General features: G+C 32.5%; 12 protein-coding genes and 1 pseudogene. 12 read left to right on the forward strand and 1 reads right to left on the reverse strand.

Annotated features, from left to right (window positions below):
- Nucleotides 1-14 precede the first annotated feature (14 nt).
- The 5 genes from N4A42_RS03855 (at nucleotide 15) to queG (ending at nucleotide 6,447) form a co-directional block, all read left to right on the forward strand.
- Complete coding sequence (locus tag N4A42_RS03855) at nucleotides 15-1,358, forward strand: quinol:cytochrome C oxidoreductase (RefSeq protein WP_294070104.1); 1,344 nt, start codon at nucleotides 15-17, stop codon at nucleotides 1,356-1,358.
- A 27-nt stretch (nucleotides 1,359-1,385) separates the two neighbouring features.
- Nucleotides 1,386-2,450, forward strand: coding sequence for a cytochrome c oxidase subunit II (locus N4A42_RS03860; protein ID WP_294070106.1), 1,065 nt, complete (start codon nucleotides 1,386-1,388; stop codon nucleotides 2,448-2,450).
- Nucleotides 2,451-2,485: 35 nt separating this feature from the next.
- Entirely contained in the window at nucleotides 2,486-4,279 is a 1,794-nt protein-coding gene (locus N4A42_RS03865) for a cbb3-type cytochrome c oxidase subunit I (protein ID WP_294070111.1), read from the forward strand.
- A gap of 184 nt (nucleotides 4,280-4,463) precedes the next feature.
- A complete protein-coding gene (ruvB, locus tag N4A42_RS03870) occupies nucleotides 4,464-5,486 on the forward strand; it encodes a Holliday junction branch migration DNA helicase RuvB (protein ID WP_294070117.1) in 1,023 nt (340 codons plus the stop codon).
- Between the two features lie 34 nt (nucleotides 5,487-5,520).
- Nucleotides 5,521-6,447 (forward strand): tRNA epoxyqueuosine(34) reductase QueG, encoded by a 927-nt coding sequence (queG, locus tag N4A42_RS03875; RefSeq protein WP_294070145.1) that lies wholly within the window; start codon nucleotides 5,521-5,523, stop codon nucleotides 6,445-6,447.
- A 3-nt stretch (nucleotides 6,448-6,450) separates the two neighbouring features.
- Here queG and N4A42_RS03880 read toward each other — a convergent pair whose 3' ends face one another.
- Complete coding sequence (locus N4A42_RS03880; RefSeq protein WP_294070122.1) at nucleotides 6,451-8,844, reverse strand: DUF5686 family protein; 2,394 nt, start codon at nucleotides 8,842-8,844, stop codon at nucleotides 6,451-6,453.
- 272 nt (nucleotides 8,845-9,116) lie between these two features.
- Between N4A42_RS03880 and ruvA the strand changes: the two genes are divergently transcribed.
- The 7 genes and pseudogenes from ruvA to N4A42_RS03915 all read left to right on the forward strand — a co-directional run.
- Nucleotides 9,117-9,698: a Holliday junction branch migration protein RuvA gene (gene ruvA / locus N4A42_RS03885; protein WP_294070126.1), complete on the forward strand. Its 582-nt coding sequence runs from the start codon at nucleotides 9,117-9,119 to the stop codon at nucleotides 9,696-9,698.
- A 65-nt stretch (nucleotides 9,699-9,763) separates the two neighbouring features.
- Nucleotides 9,764-17,023 carry a cell surface protein SprA gene (gene sprA, locus N4A42_RS03890; RefSeq protein WP_294070148.1) on the forward strand — a complete coding sequence of 2,420 codons (7,260 nt, stop codon included), beginning with the start codon at nucleotides 9,764-9,766 and terminating at the stop codon, nucleotides 17,021-17,023.
- 72 nt (nucleotides 17,024-17,095) lie between these two features.
- Nucleotides 17,096-17,476 (forward strand): glycine cleavage system protein GcvH, encoded by a 381-nt coding sequence (gene gcvH, locus N4A42_RS03895; protein WP_294070129.1) that lies wholly within the window; start codon nucleotides 17,096-17,098, stop codon nucleotides 17,474-17,476.
- 4 nt (nucleotides 17,477-17,480) lie between these two features.
- Complete coding sequence (locus N4A42_RS03900) at nucleotides 17,481-17,831, forward strand: VanZ family protein (RefSeq protein WP_294070131.1); 351 nt, start codon at nucleotides 17,481-17,483, stop codon at nucleotides 17,829-17,831.
- Between the two features lie 64 nt (nucleotides 17,832-17,895).
- Entirely contained in the window at nucleotides 17,896-18,624 is a 729-nt protein-coding gene (locus N4A42_RS03905) for an energy transducer TonB (RefSeq protein ID WP_294070134.1), read from the forward strand.
- A gap of 119 nt (nucleotides 18,625-18,743) precedes the next feature.
- A complete protein-coding gene (locus N4A42_RS03910; RefSeq protein ID WP_294070136.1) occupies nucleotides 18,744-19,532 on the forward strand; it encodes an energy transducer TonB in 789 nt (262 codons plus the stop codon).
- A gap of 169 nt (nucleotides 19,533-19,701) precedes the next feature.
- Nucleotides 19,702-19,956 (forward strand): annotated as a pseudogene (locus N4A42_RS03915) (gliding motility protein RemB); the annotation flags it as partial.

A 19,956-nucleotide genomic window follows, 5' to 3' on the forward strand; every position in this document is an offset into this window, starting at 1 on the left:
ATAAAGATCATATAATGGAATATAAAATTTCAAATCGATTAAAAATAGGTGCAATAATTATGATGGTTGTAGGAGCATTAGGTGTTTTCTATGGCTTCATGGATTCGCATAATGTTACCGAAGACAATATTTCTGAAATTTTAGCAGCAGAACACCATGGTCATGGAGATGCACATGCTACAGACTCTCACAGCGAAGAAGCACACGAGAATTCTCATGGAGAATCAAATACTCATGGTGGTATGACAGCGCACGAAGAGCATGCATTACACCAAATACATAATAGACCTTATGCTGCGGTATATGTAGGGGCTTTCTTTTTCTTTATGATAGCACTAGGTGTTTTAGCATTTTATGCAATACAATACGCTTCGCAAGCAGGTTGGTCACCAGTATTATTTAGAGTTATGGAGGGTATTACTTCATACGTTTTACCAGGAGGTTTAATTGTATTAGCTATTGCTTTTGTAGCAGATAGCCACATATTTGTATGGTTAAAAGAAGGTGTTACCGAAGTAGGTCATGAAAATTATGATAAACTAGTAGCTGGAAAATCAGGATGGTTAAATAAAACTGGATTTTTTATTAGAGGTTTAATCTTCTTAGGAGGATGGTCTCTATATAGATATTTTTCTAGAAAATTCTCAATTGCTCAAGATAATGCAGAAGACAATAGAAACTTTAAAAAGAACTTTAGAATTTCTGCAGCTTTCCTAGTATTCTATATTTATACAGAATCTATGATGTCTTGGGACTGGATAATGAGTGTAGATCCTCACTGGTTTAGTACATTATTTGGATGGTATGTTTTTGCAAGTATGTTTGTAAGTGGTATTACAGTTATTGCAATGATTACAATATACTTAAAATCTAAAGGTTTATTAGAGTTTGTAAACAATAGCCATATACACGACTTAGCTAAATTTATGTTTGGTATAAGTATATTTTGGACGTATTTATGGTTCTCTCAATTTATGTTAATATGGTATTCAAATATTCCAGAAGAAGTAACATATTTTGTAACTCGTATTGAACATTATAAATTGCCATTCTTTGGTATGTTAGCTATGAATTTTATTTTCCCATTATTACTGCTTATGAATAGTGATTACAAGCGTATTAATTGGTTTGTGATTTTAACAGGAATAGTTATTCTTGGCGGACATTATTTAGATGTATTTAACTGGATTATGCCTGCAACTGTAGTAGACAGATGGTTTATTGGAGCACCAGAAATTGGAGCTGTATTATTATTTGGTGGCCTTTTCTTATTTATAGTTTTTACCGCTTTAGGAAAAGCACCATTGCTAGCAAAACGAAATCCATTTACTGAAGAAAGTAAACACTTCCATTATTAATATTTTAAAAACAGAACAAAAACGATAATGACTGCTTTATTAACGATTATAATTGTACTCTTTGTAGCTGTTGCTATTTGGCAACTGATAAAGATTTTTGATTTAGCTCAAGTTGGCGCAAATAACACGCAAATAGCTGATGATAAAGACAATAAGATTAATGGGTACTTAATGATAGGTTTCCTTATCTTTATTTACCTTATCACAATAATTAGTATTTGGAATTGGGGTGATTTACCTCTTTTGTCTAATTCTGCATCAGAGCATGGGCCACAAATAGATAACTTAATGATAATATCTTTGGTTATCATCTTTATTGTTCAAACAGTTACACAATATTTATTACATTATTTTGCTTTTAAATATAGAGGCGAAAAAGGTAGAAAGGCATTATTTTATGCAGATAATAACACGCTAGAAGCAATATGGACAGGTATACCTGTTATCGTTTTAGCAGGATTAATTATCTATGGCTTGTTTACATGGAATGATATTACAAACGTAGATGATTTAGAAGACCCATTAGTTGTAGAGTTATATGCACAGCAGTTTAACTGGAAAGCTAGATATAGTGGTAAGGATAATGTCTTAGGAAAAGCTAATGTAAGATTAATTGATTTAGATAAAGCTAACATCTTAGGTGTTGCAGAAGATGATCCTAATGCACAAGACGATGTTATTGTAACAGAATTGCACTTGCCTGTAAATAGGCCAGTTTTATTTAAGATGCGTTCACAAGACGTATTACACTCAGCGTATATGCCACACTTTAGAGCACAAATGAACTGTGTGCCTGGTATGGTAACTCAGTTTGGTTTTACACCAACGATTACAACAGAAGATATGCGCCAAAATCCGGATATTATTGATAAAGTAAAAAACATTAATAAGATAAGGACTGAAAAAAGTAAAGAATTAACCGATAAAGGTGAAGAAGCATTAGATCCTTATGAGTTTGATTTTCTAGTAATTTGTAATAAAATATGTGGTAAATCGCACTACAATATGCAGATGAAGATTATTGTAGAAACTGAAGAAGAATATAATGCCTGGATGGCAGAGCAAAAAACGTTTGCTAATTCTTTAAATTAATAATAAAATCATTTTAAGAAAGAGATAAAGAGATTATGTCAGCAGCAGTAGATACACACGGTCACGACGACCACGACGTACATCACCATAAAGAGACATTCATGACAAAGTATATTTTTAGCATGGATCATAAAATGATCGCTAAACAATATCTTATTACAGGTACCATAATGGGTGTTATAGGTATTTTAATGTCTATAATGTTTCGTATACAAATTGCATGGCCAGAAGAACCTAATGTTTTATTTGAAGCTTTATTAGGTAAGTGGGCGCCAGATGGTGTTATGGACGCAGATGTTTATTTAGCATTAGTTACAATCCACGGAACAATAATGGTCTTTTTTGTACTTACAGCTGGTTTAAGTGGTACATTTAGTAACCTTTTAATTCCGTTACAAATAGGTGCAAGAGATATGGCTTCAGGATTCCTTAATATGGTATCTTATTGGTTGTTCTTTTTATCTAGTGTAATTATGATAATTTCATTGTTTGTTGAAGCAGGACCTGCAGCAGCTGGTTGGACAATATATCCACCGCTTTCAGCATTACCAATGGCGCAAGGTGGTTCTGGTATGGGTATGACTTTATGGTTAGTATCTATGGCTATATTTATAGCATCTTCATTATTAGGATCATTAAATTATATTGTTACTGTATTAAACTTAAGAACTAAAGGAATGTCAATGACGAGATTGCCGTTAACAATCTGGGCGTTCTTTGTTACTGCTATAATTGGTGTGGTTTCATTTCCAGTTCTTTTATCAGCAGCATTATTATTAATAATGGATAGAAGTTTTGGTACATCATTCTTCTTATCAGATATTTTTATTCAAGGGGAAGTATTACATTACCAAGGTGGTTCCCCTGTATTGTTTGAGCACTTATTCTGGTTCTTAGGTCACCCAGAAGTATACATCGTTATACTTCCTGCTATGGGTCTAGTTTCTGAAATTATGGCTTCAAACTCACGTAAGCCTATTTTTGGTTACCGTGCAATGATCCTATCTATTTTAGCAATTGCATTTTTATCTACAATAGTTTGGGGACACCATATGTTTGTGTCTGGTATGAATCCATTCCTTGGATCTGTATTTACATTTACAACTTTATTGATTGCGATACCATCTGCGGTAAAAGCCTTTAACTGGATTACTACCATTTGGAAAGGAAACCTTCAGATGAATCCAGCAATGTTGTTCTCAATCGGATTTGTTTCAACATTTATTACAGGTGGTTTAACAGGTATCATTTTAGGAGATAGCGCTTTAGATATTAATGTACATGATACTTATTTTGTTGTAGCTCACTTTCACCTAGTAATGGGTATCTCAGCATTGTATGGTATGTTTGCTGGTATTTATCATTGGTTCCCAAAAATGTTTGGACGCATGTTAAATAAGAACTTAGGATATTTACATTTCTGGGTAACAGCTATATGTGCTTATGGTGTATTTTTCCCTATGCACTTTATTGGTATGGCAGGTCTTCCTAGACGTTATTATACCAATTCAAATTTCCCATTATTTGATGATACCACTAATGTTAATGTTATTATTACCATTTTTGCTATTATTGGTAGTGTTTTCCAGATTGTTTATTTATGGAATTTCTTCTACTCTATTTTCTATGGAAAGAAAGCAGAGCAAAATCCTTGGAAATCTACAACGTTAGAATGGACAACTCCTGTAGAGCATATTCATGGAAACTGGCCTGGAGCTATACCAGAAGTTCACCGCTGGGCATATGACTATAGCAAACCAGGACATGATGTGGATTTTGTGCCTCAAAATGTACCTATGAAGGAAGGTGAGGAAGAATTGCATCATTAAACCCCTTTGAAAAAGGAATCTCAACAAAAAGAGATTTACAATATCTAAGCCTTTCTATTTTTAGAAAGGCTTTTTGGTTATATTTGTTTAAGCTGAATTTTTGTATGCCAATAGGCAAGTATTTCAGTTTCTTTTCTATGTATTGGAATTATTAATAAGATTCCTGCGTTCGCAGGAAGTAAACATGAACGAAAACCTAAACCCATCTAACGAAAATTTTAGTCCAGAGGAACTAGATGTAGAAAAAAAGTTGAGACCTTTAACTTTTCAGGATTTTACTGGGCAAGATCAGGTATTAGAAAATCTCTTGGTTTTTGTTCAGGCAGCAAATCTTAGAGAAGAAGCCTTAGATCACACTTTATTTCATGGGCCACCAGGATTAGGGAAAACAACATTGGCACATATTTTAGCCAATGAATTAGATGTAGGTATAAAGGTAACCTCTGGACCTGTACTAGATAAACCAGGCGATCTTGCAGGCTTGCTGACAAACCTTGACGATAGAGATGTCCTTTTTATAGATGAAATACATCGTTTAAGCCCTATTGTAGAAGAGTATTTGTATTCTGCAATGGAAGATTACAAGATTGATATAATGATAGAGTCTGGCCCTAATGCCAGAACGGTTCAAATTAATTTAAATCCTTTTACTTTAGTTGGTGCTACAACTCGATCTGGTTTGTTAACTGCACCTATGCGAGCAAGATTTGGTATTAGCAGCAGATTGCAATACTATAAGACAGATTTGCTATCTACTATAGTAGAGCGAAGTGCTTCAATATTAAATGTTCCAATATCTATGGAAGCAGCAATAGAAATTGCTGGTCGAAGTCGTGGAACACCTCGTATAGCAAATGCGCTTTTAAGACGTGTTAGAGATTTTGCCCAAATAAAAGGCAATGGAAAAATAGATATTAAAATAGCTAAGTTTGCTCTTGAAGCGCTTAATGTAGATGCATATGGTTTAGATGAAATGGATAATAAAATCCTCACTACGATTATTGATAAGTTTAAAGGCGGACCAGTAGGTATAACTACTTTAGCAACTGCAGTTAGTGAAAGTGCAGAAACTATAGAGGAAGTTTATGAACCCTTTTTAATACAACAAGGTTTTATTATGCGTACGCCAAGAGGAAGAGAAGTAACAGAGAAAGCCTATAAACACCTCGGTAAAATTAAAGGATCAACGCAAGGAGGTTTGTTTTAATTTTCTGAACAAAATGTTTCAGCATCTCATCACCATGCTAAACAACAAATCTAAATACACAGCACTTATAAAAGCCGAAGCCAAACGTCTTGGTTTTATGTCTTGTGGTATAAGTAAAGCAGAATTTTTAGAAGAAGAAGCACCAAGACTAGAGAATTGGTTAAACAAAAACATGTATGGTGAAATGCGTTATATGGAAAACCATTTTGATAAGCGTTTAGACCCAACGCTTCTTGTAGAAGGTTCTAAAAGTGTAGTTTCTTTATTATTGAATTACTATCCAAGCCAAAAGCAAACAGAAAATAGCTATAAACTATCTAAATATGCTTATGGAACCGATTATCACTTTGTAATTAAAGATAAATTAAAATTACTCTTAGCATATATTAAAGAAGAGATAGGGGATGTTACGGGACGTGCATTTGTAGATTCAGCACCTGTATTAGATAAAGCATGGGCAGCAAAATCTGGATTGGGCTGGGTTGGAAAACATTCTAATTTATTAACTCAACAAGTAGGATCTTATTATTTTATAGCAGAGCTTATTATAGATTTAGAATTAGATTATGATACACCAGTTACAAGCCATTGTGGTACTTGTACAGCATGTATAGATGCTTGTCCAACAGAAGCTATAGTAGAGCCTTATGTTGTGGATGGTAGTAAGTGTATTTCGTATTTTACGATTGAGCTTAAAGATAATATCTCAACTGAGTTTAAAGATAAGTTTAATGATTGGATGTTTGGTTGTGATATTTGCCAAGATGTTTGTCCGTGGAATCGATTTAGCAAGTCGCATAATGAACCTTTATTTAATCCACATCCAGAACTTTTATCAATGACTAAAAAAGATTGGGAAGAAATTACTGAAGATACTTTTAGAAAGGTCTTTAAAAAGTCTGCTGTAAAACGAACCAAATATTCAGGATTGAAAAGAAATATTGAGTTCCTAAAAAAATAAAATTTACTTAAAGCTAAATCCCATAGACATTTTAAAAGCAAAGTTATCATCAAACTTTTCTAAATTATGATAACCATATCTATAAAAGCCGCCAACTCCAAAACCTAAATATCCAACATCTAATAAAGGCATTTTTACAAGGTTTTGAAGTTCTAAGCCAGTTTCTAAAAATATTTCTTCTTTTGTAGAAAAGTCAATTAGTTGATGATGCTCAGGATTTGATAAATTTCCAATACCTAAGTTGTTATGTAATAAAATATCTGGTTGTAGATAACCTTTGTTATTAAACAATCTTCCAAAATTATGTGTTGAAAATAAGTGAATGTATTTATCAGATAAAAACTCATAAGGAGCAACCGTTTGAAAATAGTTTTTTATAACAAAAGGAATTCTTTTATCAAAGCTACCTTCACCTGTAAACATAAGACCATAAGGAAGCGAGCTGTCAACATATCCCATATCTAATCTGTATGTAGTTTTGCCTAGTCCTTTAGTTATAAAACTATGATCTAATGTAAACCTGAATTTATTATAACTAAAATCACCATCTAAGCTGCCTTTTAGTCCTCTAGAATATAAAAAATTAAGCACAGGTGCATCGTTTGGAATTCTTGTAGAAACTCCAAAAACATTCATCAATTCTTCATCAACATGATATCCAATACCAATGCTTACTTCGGTATTATTATAATTAGTGATAATTTCAGCATTGTTTAAATATGCATAATCATAAAGTGGTGAAACTTCTGAAGTACTAAGACCTAGTTTCCAATTAACATTTCTAAAAATCTTCATATTAGAGGTAATGCTATAAGATTCTATGGCATCCATTTGATTTGCAATCCATCGACGTTGCGATAAAATGGAATTGAATCTATTGTCTGAAAAACTACCAGTTTCTCTTAAATCGTTAATGTACTTTAAGCTAAAGGTAATGTCTTTCTTTCCTGGAACTTCTACCAAAAGCTCACCTCCATATTTCCAGGTATGATCTTTAAAACCATAACCAGCATAAGCACCTATTGAAATATTTTTAATAATATCATCATTGGTGTAAAGCCCTAAGCCTAGTCTTGTACTTTCATATTTATTGTAATGCGCTATTTTGCTTAGGTCAATATCAACATATTTTAAAGGAAACCTACCTCCTAATAAACTTGGGACTAGATTAAATATCTTATCGAGTTTTATCTTTTCCCCAATACTATCAATAAAAGTATAAGTGCGTTTTTCATTAAAATTAAGAGAATCTTTCCGGTTTAAATTCCAAAAGGAATCCTCTCTTTTCAATCCTGCATTTTTTGGTAATGTTATAGAAACAAAAGGGAAGTCTTTTTTACTTAAAGGTGCATTTGTAATTATTTTTGAAAGATAACTTTTACCTATATACGTAACACTACCAAAACCTTCACCAACATTAATTTCAAAGTTTAATTGCTCAGGAAACCAATGCTGAGTATTAATGTAAGTGTATTTCTGTTGAATGGTAACATCTAATTTGCCAGAGTTATAGGTAGATGCGTCTACACTTTGTACAGCATATTTATTAGAATTTATTTTGAGCAGTCCTTTTAATCCTTCAAAATTCCTATTTGCTTTAGGCTCAAAGGAAATAACAAAGATGGTATCCTTACCTTGTAGATACTCGTCTTTAAGTCTAAACTTATATTTACGAGTACTTCCTTTAGAAATTGGATTTAGATAATTGACTTCAAAAAGCTCAATAAAGTCATTATAAAAAGAAAACGGTTGAAAGCTATTGGCCAGCAAAGCAAATTTTGGGTTTTTAAAACCAGAGGAACGTGTTGCAATTACACTATCTTCAGAAAATCTAGGTTTTAGATATTTATGTTTGGCAACGGTTTCGGTTATAAAAAAATACGAGCCCTTCATTATGCTATCTAATTTAGCATTAACACTATCTAATCTTGTGCTAATGCTATCATTATTTTTCTTGTCTCTTTTGCCAGATGTTATAATAATCTTGTCATAAGATTGATAGGTAAATGAATGTAAACTCTCCGGATTATTAAGCGCTTTATTTGCTACTGCTTTTTTAATAATTCTATGCGCAGGATTTTCGCCATTAATAACCACTTCGTTTAATTTACTTACTTGAGGTTTTAATCTTATGATATTCGATTTAAGATTATTTAATAACAACACTTTAGTTTCATAGCCAACATAACTTATGGTTATGCTTTCAATAGAATTGGGTACATAAAATACTCCATCAATATCTGTAGAAGTACCTTTGTTTTTTTTTGTACTAAACAATACATTGGAAAACGGAATAACATTTTCAGTAGTATCGTCAATAAGAATTAGTTTTTTTGAAGACTGTGCATTTATATTAAAACAAGAAAAGATGAGTACTATAAAAAAGTAGTTTTTCATATATGGATGGTTATAGCAATGACTAATTAACGTAGAACTTTTGAATAAAATTGTTAAGAGAATTAGAATTGAATATTAATATACTACAAAGCTTATTCATTTCTATTGAAAAAGGAGATGTTTAGATTTTGTTGTAAGCAAATTAAGTCAATAATAATACAAAAATTAGTGTGTACTAAAAGGTCCTAAAAAACTATGTGTTCTTAGCAAATAACTTGCTCTATAAATGAAAATAATTTTAGTACATTTGGTCTTTTAACCTTTAGTAATAAATGATTACACACTTAGAGGGAAAACTAGTAGAAAAAAATCCTACAGATGTTGTAATAGATTGCAATGGTGTAGGGTATTTTATAAATATATCGCTTCATACGTTTTCTCAAATTCCAGATAAAGAAAATCTAAGATTGTACACCTATCTTCAAGTTAGAGAAGATTCTCATAGCCTTTATGGGTTTTCTTCAAAGACAGAGCGCGAAATATTTAAACTCTTGATTTCGGTTAGTGGCATAGGAGCTAATACAGCACGTACCATGTTGTCTTCATTAACACCTGAGCAAGTAAAAGAAGGTATAGCGAGTGGAGATGTAGCATTAATACAGAGTGTTAAAGGTATTGGAGCTAAAACTGCACAACGTGTTATCATAGATTTAAAGGATAAAGTGTTAAAAGTTTACGGTATAGACGAACTTTCTATACTACCAAACAATACGAATAAAGATGAAGCGTTATCTGCTTTAGATGTTTTAGGATTTAATAAAAAACAATCAGAAAAAGTAGTTGACAAAATATTACAAACTCAACCAGATGCCCTTGTAGAGCAAATTATTAAAGAAGCTCTTAAAAACTTATAATACAATTGAATACAGCTAACTATACTCAATTAAAATCGATCAGTTTTTATACGTCATTAGTGTTAATGATGTTATTGAGTGTGTCTGTTTTTGCTCAAGAAACTGAAACAGAACAAGACTCTACTAAAACGACTTATGCATTAGGAAAACTAAAAATGCCCAATCCTAATAGCATTGTTTCTAAATATACTTACGATCCTATTTTAGACCGATACATCTACACAGAAAAAATAGGCAATTTTAATATTAATTATCCTTTAATACTAACACCAGAAGAATTTCAGAAGTTAGTGCTCGAAGAAAAATTAAAAGCCTATTACAAGCAAATGGCAGATGCTGTATCTGGTCAAAAAGATGGTACAGAAGAAGATCGGAAAAATTTATTGCCAGAATTCTATGTTAATTCTGGGCTTTTTGAAACCATTTTTGGAGGTAATACCATAAATGTTATTCCAAGTGGTTATGCAGAAGTAGATTTGGGTGTGCTATTTTCAAAACAAGATAATCCTTCCTTTTCACCAAGAAACAGAACCAATTTTACGTTCGATTTTGATCAAAGAATAGGTTTAAGTTTACTTGGTAAAGTCGGTACAAGATTACAAGTAACAGCAAATTATGATACTGAGGCAACTTTCGATTTTCAACAACTTGTAAAATTAGAATATACACCTACCGAAGATGATATTATTAGAAAGATTGAAGTCGGTAATGTTAACATGCCTTTAAATAGCTCTTTAATTACAGGAGCACAAAGTCTATTTGGTGTAAAAACAGAACTGCAATTTGGTAAAACTAGAGTTACTGCTGTGTTTTCTGAGCAACAATCGCAATCTAAGTCTGTTGTTGCCCAAGGTGGCGGAACTGTAGAAGAATTTGAATTTTTTGCAAGAGATTATGATGAGAATAGACATTATTTCTTGTCACACTATTTTAGAGATAATTACGATAATGCTTTACAGCAATATCCTTTTATAAACAATCAAGGGCTACAAATTACCAGAGTAGAAGTTTGGGTAACGAATAGAAACAATCAAACAGATAATGTTAGAAATATTGTTGCATTTCAAGATTTAGGTGAGTCTGAAGCAGATAATATTGGATTAAACCCTTTAGGAGCTTTTGTTCTTAATCCAGGAGCACTTCCAGATAATGGGAATAATGCATTTGATCCTACTAACATTGATGGCCCTGGATCATTTTTAACAGAAGCTGTACGAGATATTACCAATGTAGAATCTGGTGTTACAGTAGGTGTGAATGAAGGGTTTGATTATGGAAAACTAGAATCCGCAAGAAAACTTATTGAAGGTCAGGATTATGTGTTACATACAGAGTTAGGATATATTTCTTTAAACCAAAGGTTGTTAAATGATGAAGTATTAGCAGTTGCTTTTCAATATACCAGAGGAGGTGAAGTTTATCAAGTCGGTGAATTTGCAAATGATGGAGTTAATGCCACAGAAGTAAGTGACGGTACAAGTGGAAATCAAGTGATTAACAACCAGAGCTTGGTTTTAAAAATGTTAAAGAGTGCTGTAACTTCAGTAGAACAACCTATTTGGGATTTAATGATGAAAAACGTTTATGATACAGGCGCTTTTCAGCTAAGCCAAGAAGATTTTAAATTAAACATTTTCTACACTGAAGCTTCAGCATTAAATTATATCACACCTGTAGAAGGCACAAACTTTCCTTTATACGATAATAACACGCCTAACTACCCTAATGATGATACAGAAATACAAGAAACACCATTAATTAGGTTATTTCATTTAGATAGATTGAATAGTAATAATGATCCACAAGAAGGTGGTGATGGGTTTTTTGATTATGTTCCAAATCCTCAAATAACGGTAATTCCACAAAACGGTAAAATTATTTTTACCAAAGTAGAGCCTTTTGGGCGTTATTTATTTGATGTGCTAGATGATGATGGAAACCCAAGTAACAATAATATAGACTACGAGCAAGATATATATACTAACGAAAACCAAGAGAAATACGTTTATGACTTGCTTTATAAGTCTACAAAGACAGAAGCCTTAGATGAAGCTAATAAAAATAAATTCCAAATTAAAGGACGATTTAAAAGTAGTAGTGGTGGTGGAGGTATTCCTTTAGGAGCGTTTAATGTACCTAGAGGTTCGGTAAGAGTTACAGCTGGTGGACGTGTGCTTGTAGAAGGTATAGATTATACAGTAAATTATTCTACAAGTCGAGTGGAAATTTTAGATGAAGCTCTAAAAGCATCAAATACACCAATTAATGTTTCTGTAGAAAATAATGCAGTTTTTGGTCAGCAAACAAGACGATTTACAGGTGTTAATGTAGAACATCAATTCAACGAAAACTTTGTTTTAGGAGCGACACTATTAAATTTAAATGAACGACCAATAACTCAAAAAGCTAATTTTAATTCAGAGCCAATAAATAATACCATCTTTGGTTTTAATGGTAATTATTCTACTGAAGTGCCATTCTTAACCAGAATGGTAAATAAATTACCTAATGTAGATACAGATGTACCATCTAACCTTTCGGTAAGAGGTGAATTCGCATATTTATTGCCAGGATCACCAAAAGGTACCAATTTTAATGGTGAAGCCACAGCTTATATAGATGATTTTGAAGGAACTCAAGGTTCTGTAGATTTATTAAGTCCATTATCGTGGTTTTTATCTAGTAGACCAGAAGAATTACCTGGTACTATTCGAGGAAGTGATGTAAATGGTGAGGAAAATGGTTATGGTAGAGCGATGTTAAACTGGTACACCGTTGACCCAATATTTTATAGTAATCAGCGACCAAGCGGAATAGATGATGACGATATTTCAGATTTATATACGAGACGTGTATTTATTGAAGAAATCTTCCCAGAAGTTGATATTGCCCAAGGGCAAACTTCTGTAATTAATACTTTAGATTTAGCATACTACCCTTCTGAACGAGGACCTTATAATTTTGACCCAACAGCTACGGGTCCTACTAGTGACATAATAATCCCAAACCAGAGTTGGGCAGGTATTACAAGACAAATTACTTCTACCGATTTTGAGCAAGCCAATGTAGAGTATATTGAATTTTGGGTACAAGACCCGTTCTTAGATAATCCATCAAGCCAAGGAGGAAAACTTTTCATTAACCTTGGTAACATTTCAGAAGATGTTCTAAGAGATGGTAAGAAACAGTATGAAAATGGATTGCCAGAAGATGGTGATATTTCAATTTTAGAGCCAACAGACTACAATAGTGTAGTGCCACAAAATCAATCATTAATTTACACGTTTGCAACAACCGGTCAAGAACGAGCAAATCAAGATGTAGGATTAGATGGTTATGATGATGTTGAAGAATTTGATAGATATCCAGGGAATTTTGGTGAAGATCCTTCAAAAGATAATTATACCTATTATCTTAATACAGATGGTGATATTTATGAACGTTATAAGCAGTATAACGGAACACAAGGTAATACGCCAGATGTATTTACAAATACCAATAGAGGTTCTACAACACAACCAGATGTAGAAGATATTAACCGAGATAATACCATGAATACGATTAATAGTTATTATGAGTATGAGGTTGATATTAATCCTAACAATCTAAATATAGATAACACTCAGATTAATGATGTTAAGACAAGATTGGTTACTTTACCAAATGGTGAAGAACGCCAAGTAATATGGTACCAATTTAGATTACCAATTAATCAACCAACAAACGAAATTGGAGGTATATCAGATATTAGATCTATTCGTTTTGCACGTATGTATTTAACAGATTTTACTGAAGATGTAGTTTTACGTTTTGCTACTCTAGATTTAGTAAGAAGTGATTGGAGACGTTACACGTTAGATTTGAATGATGGCACCCAACTCCCAGAAAACGATGATACAGAATTTAATGTAGGAATTATTGGTGAACAAGAAAATAATGATAGTTATGTTGTTCCGCCAGGTGTAAGGCGAGAAGAGTTAAATAACAATAATAACATTATAAGACAAAATGAACAATCTTTAGTGTTACAAGCTTGTAATTTAGAACCAGAAGATTCTAGAGGTGTGTTTAAAAACATTAATATAGATATGCGTCAGTACAAAAACTTACGTATGTTTTTACACGCAGAAGAGCAAGAAGGATCATTGCTTCAAGATGGAGAAATGGTAGCTTTTATTAGGATGGGTAATGATTTTACAGAAAACTTCTATCAAATAGAAATTCCTTTAATAAATTCAGGACAAGTTACAAATACTACAGCTAGAGATGTCGCTTGGCCAGAAGAAAATGAGATTAACTTACCATTATCTTTCTTACAAAAGATAAAAGCTTTAGGAATTGCAAATGGTCAATACTATTTAGACGGATCTGTTGAGGCGCTTAAATATTACGATGTAATTGATGGAGATTTGCAAGAAAACTTCGTATCGGAATTTTCGCCGTTCCCAGTAGGTCAACAGCGTATAGCTATAAAAGGAAATCCAAATTTTGGGGATATTAGAGTGTTAATGGTTGGTGTTAAAAACTCTGGAATAACAGGAGCAGATGCTTGTGGAGAAGTTTGGTTTAATGAGTTGCGTATGTCTGATATGGAAAATCAAGGAGGTTGGGCCACTGTTGTAAGTATGGATACAAATATTGCAGATTTTGCTAATATTAGTGCAACAGGAAGACGTAGTACCATTGGTTTTGGTGGTATAGACCAAGGGCCAAACGAAAGAAGCCTTGAAGATGTGAAGCAGTACGATGTTGTTGCTAATGTACAATTAGGGCAATTGTTACCAAAAAAATGGGGCCTTCAGATACCGTTCAACTACTCACAAAGTGAAGAGTTAATCACACCTAAATTTGACCAGTTTTATAATGATTTAACATTAGAATCTAGAATTAATGCTGCTGAGACTAGTGAAGAAGAAGATATTATTAGAACCCAATCTGAAGATTATACTAAAAGAAGGAGTATAAACTTTATTGGTGTAAGAAAACAAAAAACCGGAGATTCCAAAAAGCGCTTTTACGATGTTGAGAACTTAACATTAAATTATTCTTACAATAAAGTAAAACATCGCGATTTTGAAATAGAGAATTCTATAGATCAAAATGTTAGAGCAGGTGTTAATTACAACTATGCTTTTAATCCTGCAAAAATAGAGCCTTTTAAAAAGAACGATTCTCTGTTTACTGGTAAATATTGGAAAATTTTAAAAGATTTTAATCTTAATTTATTGCCTACCAGTATTTCTGTTAATGCAGATATAAACAGGCAATTTAGCAAGCAAAAGTTTAGAGAAGTAGATTTAACTGGAGATAATATTGGTATTGAAGAGTTATTTAGAAGAAATTATACCTTCGATTTTCAGTATGCTATTAATTATAACCTAACAGATGCGTTAAGTCTTAATTTTACTGCTGCAAATACTAATATTGTACGAAACTATTTTATAGATGGTAATATTAATGGTCGTCAAGACCCAGAATTAGATGTTTGGGATGGTTTCTTCGATTTTGGTGACCCTAATTACCAAACACAGCAACTTCAGGTTAATTATGAGTTGCCAATATATAAGATACCTGCCTTAAGCTTTTTAAGAGCAACCTACTCTTATAATGGTGCGTTTCAATGGCAAAAAGGTTCAGATCTTAATGAAGGGTTACAACTTGAAGATCCTAATAATCCAGGAACATTTGATACTTTTAATTTAGGACATTCTATTCAGAATTCTAATACTCATAATATAAATTCTACACTAAACATGGAGACGTTTTATAAATCCATTGGTTTAGTAAGAAAAGGGAAAAGAAGAGGTAGAGGAAGATCTAGAAACACCAAAGGAAAATCAAGATCAGAGACTAATAAATCGTTGACTAATAATGATAAATCAAAAGATCCAAATAAACTAAGTACTGGGAAGAAAGCCTACAATACCTTAGTAGATATTGTAACGATGGTAAAGCGTGTGCAATTTGGGTACAGTGAAAATAATGGGACATTTTTACCAGGTTATTTGCCAACTCCTGGTTTTATAGGAACCTTAAGACCAACTTGGGATTATACTTTTGGTAGCCAACGAGATATAAGGCAAGTAGTAGCTAGAAATGGTTGGTTGACTACCTTTGATGAATTTAATCAGCAATATACAGAGGTAACTAATAAAACTTTAGATTATTCTATAAATGTTGAACCAATGCGCGACTTAAAAATTGACTTAATTGGTAATAGAACATATGCTGAGAATATATCAGAAAACTTTAGAGGCTTAGATAATGATAACGATGGGCTAAGTGATGAATATGAGAGTTTAATAACTAATTCATTTGGAAACTTTAATATTTCAACAGCACTTATAAAAACAGCATTTAGTAAGAGTGATGAAAATCAATCTGCCGCTTTTGATGATTTTAGAGCAAATAGATTGATTATTGCAAATCGTTTGGCGAGAAAGTTTTATGGCAATACATCTTTTGGTACAGATGCTGAAGGTTATCCGATAGGTTTTGGTAAAAATAGTCAACGTGTTTTAATACCAGCATTCTTATCAGCTTATCAAGGGGTAGATCCAGATAAAATAACTACTAGAGCCTTTAGAGATGTGCCAATACCAAATTGGACGCTTAAATATACAGGATTAATGAAGATTCCTTGGTTTAAGAAAACCTTCAGGCGTTTTTCTGTTCAGCATGGTTACAGATCGCGCTATACTATTAATCAATTTAGAACTAATTTAGATTATGATGATTCTGTTGAAAACTTAGTAGTAGATCCAAACACAGGCATTGGCTCAATAGCTCCTGAAAATCAAGATTCAAATGGGAATTTAAAAAACAGAACATTATTTAGTAATATTAACTTAGAAGAACAATTTAGTCCGTTGTTTCGTATAGAGTTTGAAATGAAAAACTCAATTAAAGTGCTTGCAGAAATGCAAAAAGATAGACTATTGTCTCTTAGTTTCGATAATAATCTGTTAACCGAAGTCCAAGGAAAAGAATATACCTTAGGTCTAGGATATCGTATAAAAGATTTAAGAATTAGGTCTGCACTTGCTGGCCCAAGACAAATTGTAAAAAGTGATCTTAATATGCGAGCAGACATCTCAGTAAGAGATAACAAAACCATAATAAGATATTTAGACTTAGATAATAATCAGGTTACAGCTGGCCAGACGATTTGGAGTGGTAAGTTTACAGCAGACTATGCGTTTAGTAAAAACCTAACAGCAATTTTCTATTTTGATTATACATTCTCAGATTTTGCGATTTCTACGTCCTTTCCTCAAACTTCTTTAAGATCTGGGATTACGTTAAGATATAACTTCGGAAATTAATTTATGCCTTAGTCTTGAAAACAAACAATTAAAAAATTACTTTTGTTTTATTAATAATTTATACAACTAAAGATGAATATACCATCAGAATTAAAGTACACTAAAGATCACGAATGGATTAAAATTGAAGGTGATGTAGCAACCGTTGGCATTACAGATTTTGCTCAAGGTGAATTAGGTGATATCGTATACGTAGAAGTAGATACATTAGATGAAACTCTAGACATAGAAGAGGTTTTTGGTACAGTAGAAGCAGTAAAAACAGTTTCAGACTTATATTTACCTCTGTCTGGTGAAATAATAGAGTTTAATGAAAACCTTGAAGATGAACCAGAAAAGGTAAATTCAGATCCTTATGGTGACGGCTGGATGATTAAATTAAAGTTTTCTGATGCATCTCAAATAGATGATTTATTATCTGCAGAAGATTATAAAGCACTTATAAGTGGTTAAAAAATTGCTATTATCAGTTGCTATTGCTTATACTATAGCACTGATTGTTGCAACTTTAATTACCCTAAATGGTGTGCCAAGCCTTGGTTCGTCTTTCGATGATAAAATATATCATTTTTTAGCATACGTTGGTTTAGCTATATTATGGATAACTTATTTTAAACCTAATAAGAGAAAGTATACATTAAGCTTTGTTTTTATCGTTGTTATTTTACTTGGTGTTTTGTTAGAACTCATTCAGCATCAGCTAAATCCTAACAGAACCTATGATACTTACGACTTAATGGCAAATTGCTTAGGCGTTATTATTGGCACATTAATTGCAGCTAGATTACATATATTAAAGTTAAAATAAATTGAAGTTTTGCTTTTTTTACTATTATTTAGTTAAATTAGCGACTCTATAAAAGAAAAATACTATGGAACCTAAAAAGAATCCGAAATCTGATGTAAGTAGAAATAGCTCGCTCTATTTTGCTGTAGGTCTAGCTTTAATGCTAGGTATTACTTACATGGCAATTAATTATAAGACGTACGAAAAGGCTGATATTGTTGCAGATACGCTTAATTTAGATGAAGAATTAGAAGAAGAAGTGCCAATCACAGAACAGATTGCAACTCCACCACCTCCACCACCTCCACCACCAGCAGCTCCAGAAGTTATTGAAGTGGTAGAAGATGAAGAAGAAGTAGAAGAAACAGTAATTGAGTCTACTGAAACCGAAATGGATACTGAAATTGTAGAGGTAGAAGAAGTAGAGGTAGAAGAGGTAGAAGAAGAAGTAGAGGTGCCTTTCCACGTTATTGAAAATGTTGCTGTTTTTCCAGGTTGTGAAAAGAAAAAAGGAAATCAGGCTAAGAAAGATTGTATGAATGAAAAAGTGAATAAATTCATTCAGAGAAAATTTAATACAGAGTTAGCAAATGATTTAGGGTTAGCGCCTGGTAAGAAAAGAATTTTCTGTAGGTTTAAAGTAGATAAGAATGGAAATATTACAAGCATTCAAACTCGTGGGCCTCATCCAGCTTTAGAAAAAGAAGCCCAAAAAGTATTGGCTAAATTACCAAAAATGCAACCAGGTAAGCAAAGAGGAAAAGCTGTAGTAATGCCTTTCTCTATTCCTATTGTATTCCAAGTGCAAGACTAGTAGACGATATATTTCTTTAAATATTAAAAATCCCGTTCAAAATTAATTGGACGGGATTTTCTTTTTGGTATGCTTATTGTGACTTTATCATAATATTAACATTTTAAATAATACGTATTATGAAAAATTCTAAAAAAAACCTCAATAGTGCTGGTCAGAGCACTACTGAAGTGAAAAGATCACAAAAGCATGATGCAAATTTACAAAAAAACTCAACCTTGTATTTTCAAATAGGGTTGATTCTTTGTTTATTGGGCACTTATTCACTTTTCGAAATGCAGTTTCAGGACAAGAAGATTATGCCTGATAGTGTAACTATTGATGAAGTAGCTACAATTGATGTGGCTCCAGATTATCGAGTAGAAGTAGTACAAAAAAGGCAAGAACCAATTAAGCGTAGTGCAACTTTAATTGACAAGTACAAGGAAGTTATAGATGATACGCCAGATTTAGAGCAAGAAATTTTTACACCAGACGCCCCAAAACCAACAACAGAGCCTGTGAAAGTTGATGACATACAGACTGTTGATGTGCCAGTAGATCCTCCTCTAGTAGATTTTATAAAAGTTGAAAAAGTACCTGTTTATCCTGGTTGCGAAAGAAAGAAAACTAATGATGATAAAAGAAAATGCATGTCTCAAAAGATTTCAAAATTAGTTAGCAAAAAGTTTAATACAGATGTTGCAAGCGAACATGGTATAACGGGTTTACAGAAAATTACAACTCAGTTTACAGTAGATAAAAACGGAAACATTACCAATATAAAGATTAGAGGGCCACACCCAGCTCTAGAGAGAGAAGCCAATCGTGTTATCAATAAAATACCAAGTATGAAACCTGGTTATCAGCAAGACAAGCCAGTTGGTGTTATTTACAATCTGCCAATTAAGTTTATGGTTAGAGACTAGACTATTATAACTTATAAATATAGAGCCGTTATCATTTAGGTAACGGTTTTTTATTTTGTATTATTCAAAAGATGTCAAACTTTTATTTTAGAGATGTCTAATAAGCTTAAACTGCAATGGTTTAGTAAAAAAATAAGTATATTTCCAGCACTAAAATTTAGTCCTTTCTATGAAGCATATTTGGCTTATTACCTTTTTATTAGTTTCTATTCTTTCTAAGGCACAAACGCTTTCAACCTACGAAAAGCCACCAGTTTTTACTGAATGCGATTCTTTAGCAGTAGATCAATTAAAATCATGTTTTAATTATACATTAAGCAGTTTTGTTTTTAAAAACTTTCAGATGCCTCAAATTGTAGCTGATAAAGCGTATAAAGGAGATGTTCAGGTGTTGTTTGAAGTAGATAAAGAAGGGAGTTTTAAA

Origin of the sequence: Winogradskyella sp. (assembly GCF_025210595.1) — a bacterium.
Classification (GTDB): domain Bacteria; phylum Bacteroidota; class Bacteroidia; order Flavobacteriales; family Flavobacteriaceae; genus Winogradskyella.

Bases quoted from the DNA above. Each gene is read 5' to 3' on its own strand.
- N4A42_RS03855 (WP_294070104.1), top strand. From the start codon at position 15: ATGGAATATAAAATTTCAAATCGATTAAAAATAGGTGCAATAATTATG.
- sprA (WP_294070148.1), top strand. From the start codon at position 9,764: ATGATGTTATTGAGTGTGTCTGTTTTTGCTCAAGAAACTGAAACAGAA.
- ruvA (WP_294070126.1), top strand. From the start codon at position 9,117: ATGATTACACACTTAGAGGGAAAACTAGTAGAAAAAAATCCTACAGAT.
- N4A42_RS03910 (WP_294070136.1), top strand. From the start codon at position 18,744: ATGAAAAATTCTAAAAAAAACCTCAATAGTGCTGGTCAGAGCACTACT.
- N4A42_RS03860 (WP_294070106.1), top strand. From the start codon at position 1,386: ATGACTGCTTTATTAACGATTATAATTGTACTCTTTGTAGCTGTTGCT.
- N4A42_RS03905 (WP_294070134.1), top strand. From the start codon at position 17,896: ATGGAACCTAAAAAGAATCCGAAATCTGATGTAAGTAGAAATAGCTCG.
- gcvH (WP_294070129.1), top strand. From the start codon at position 17,096: ATGAATATACCATCAGAATTAAAGTACACTAAAGATCACGAATGGATT.
- queG (WP_294070145.1), top strand. From the start codon at position 5,521: ATGCTAAACAACAAATCTAAATACACAGCACTTATAAAAGCCGAAGCC.
- N4A42_RS03865 (WP_294070111.1), top strand. From the start codon at position 2,486: ATGTCAGCAGCAGTAGATACACACGGTCACGACGACCACGACGTACAT.
- ruvB (WP_294070117.1), top strand. From the start codon at position 4,464: ATGAACGAAAACCTAAACCCATCTAACGAAAATTTTAGTCCAGAGGAA.
- N4A42_RS03880 (WP_294070122.1), bottom strand. From the start codon at position 8,844: ATGAAAAACTACTTTTTTATAGTACTCATCTTTTCTTGTTTTAATATA.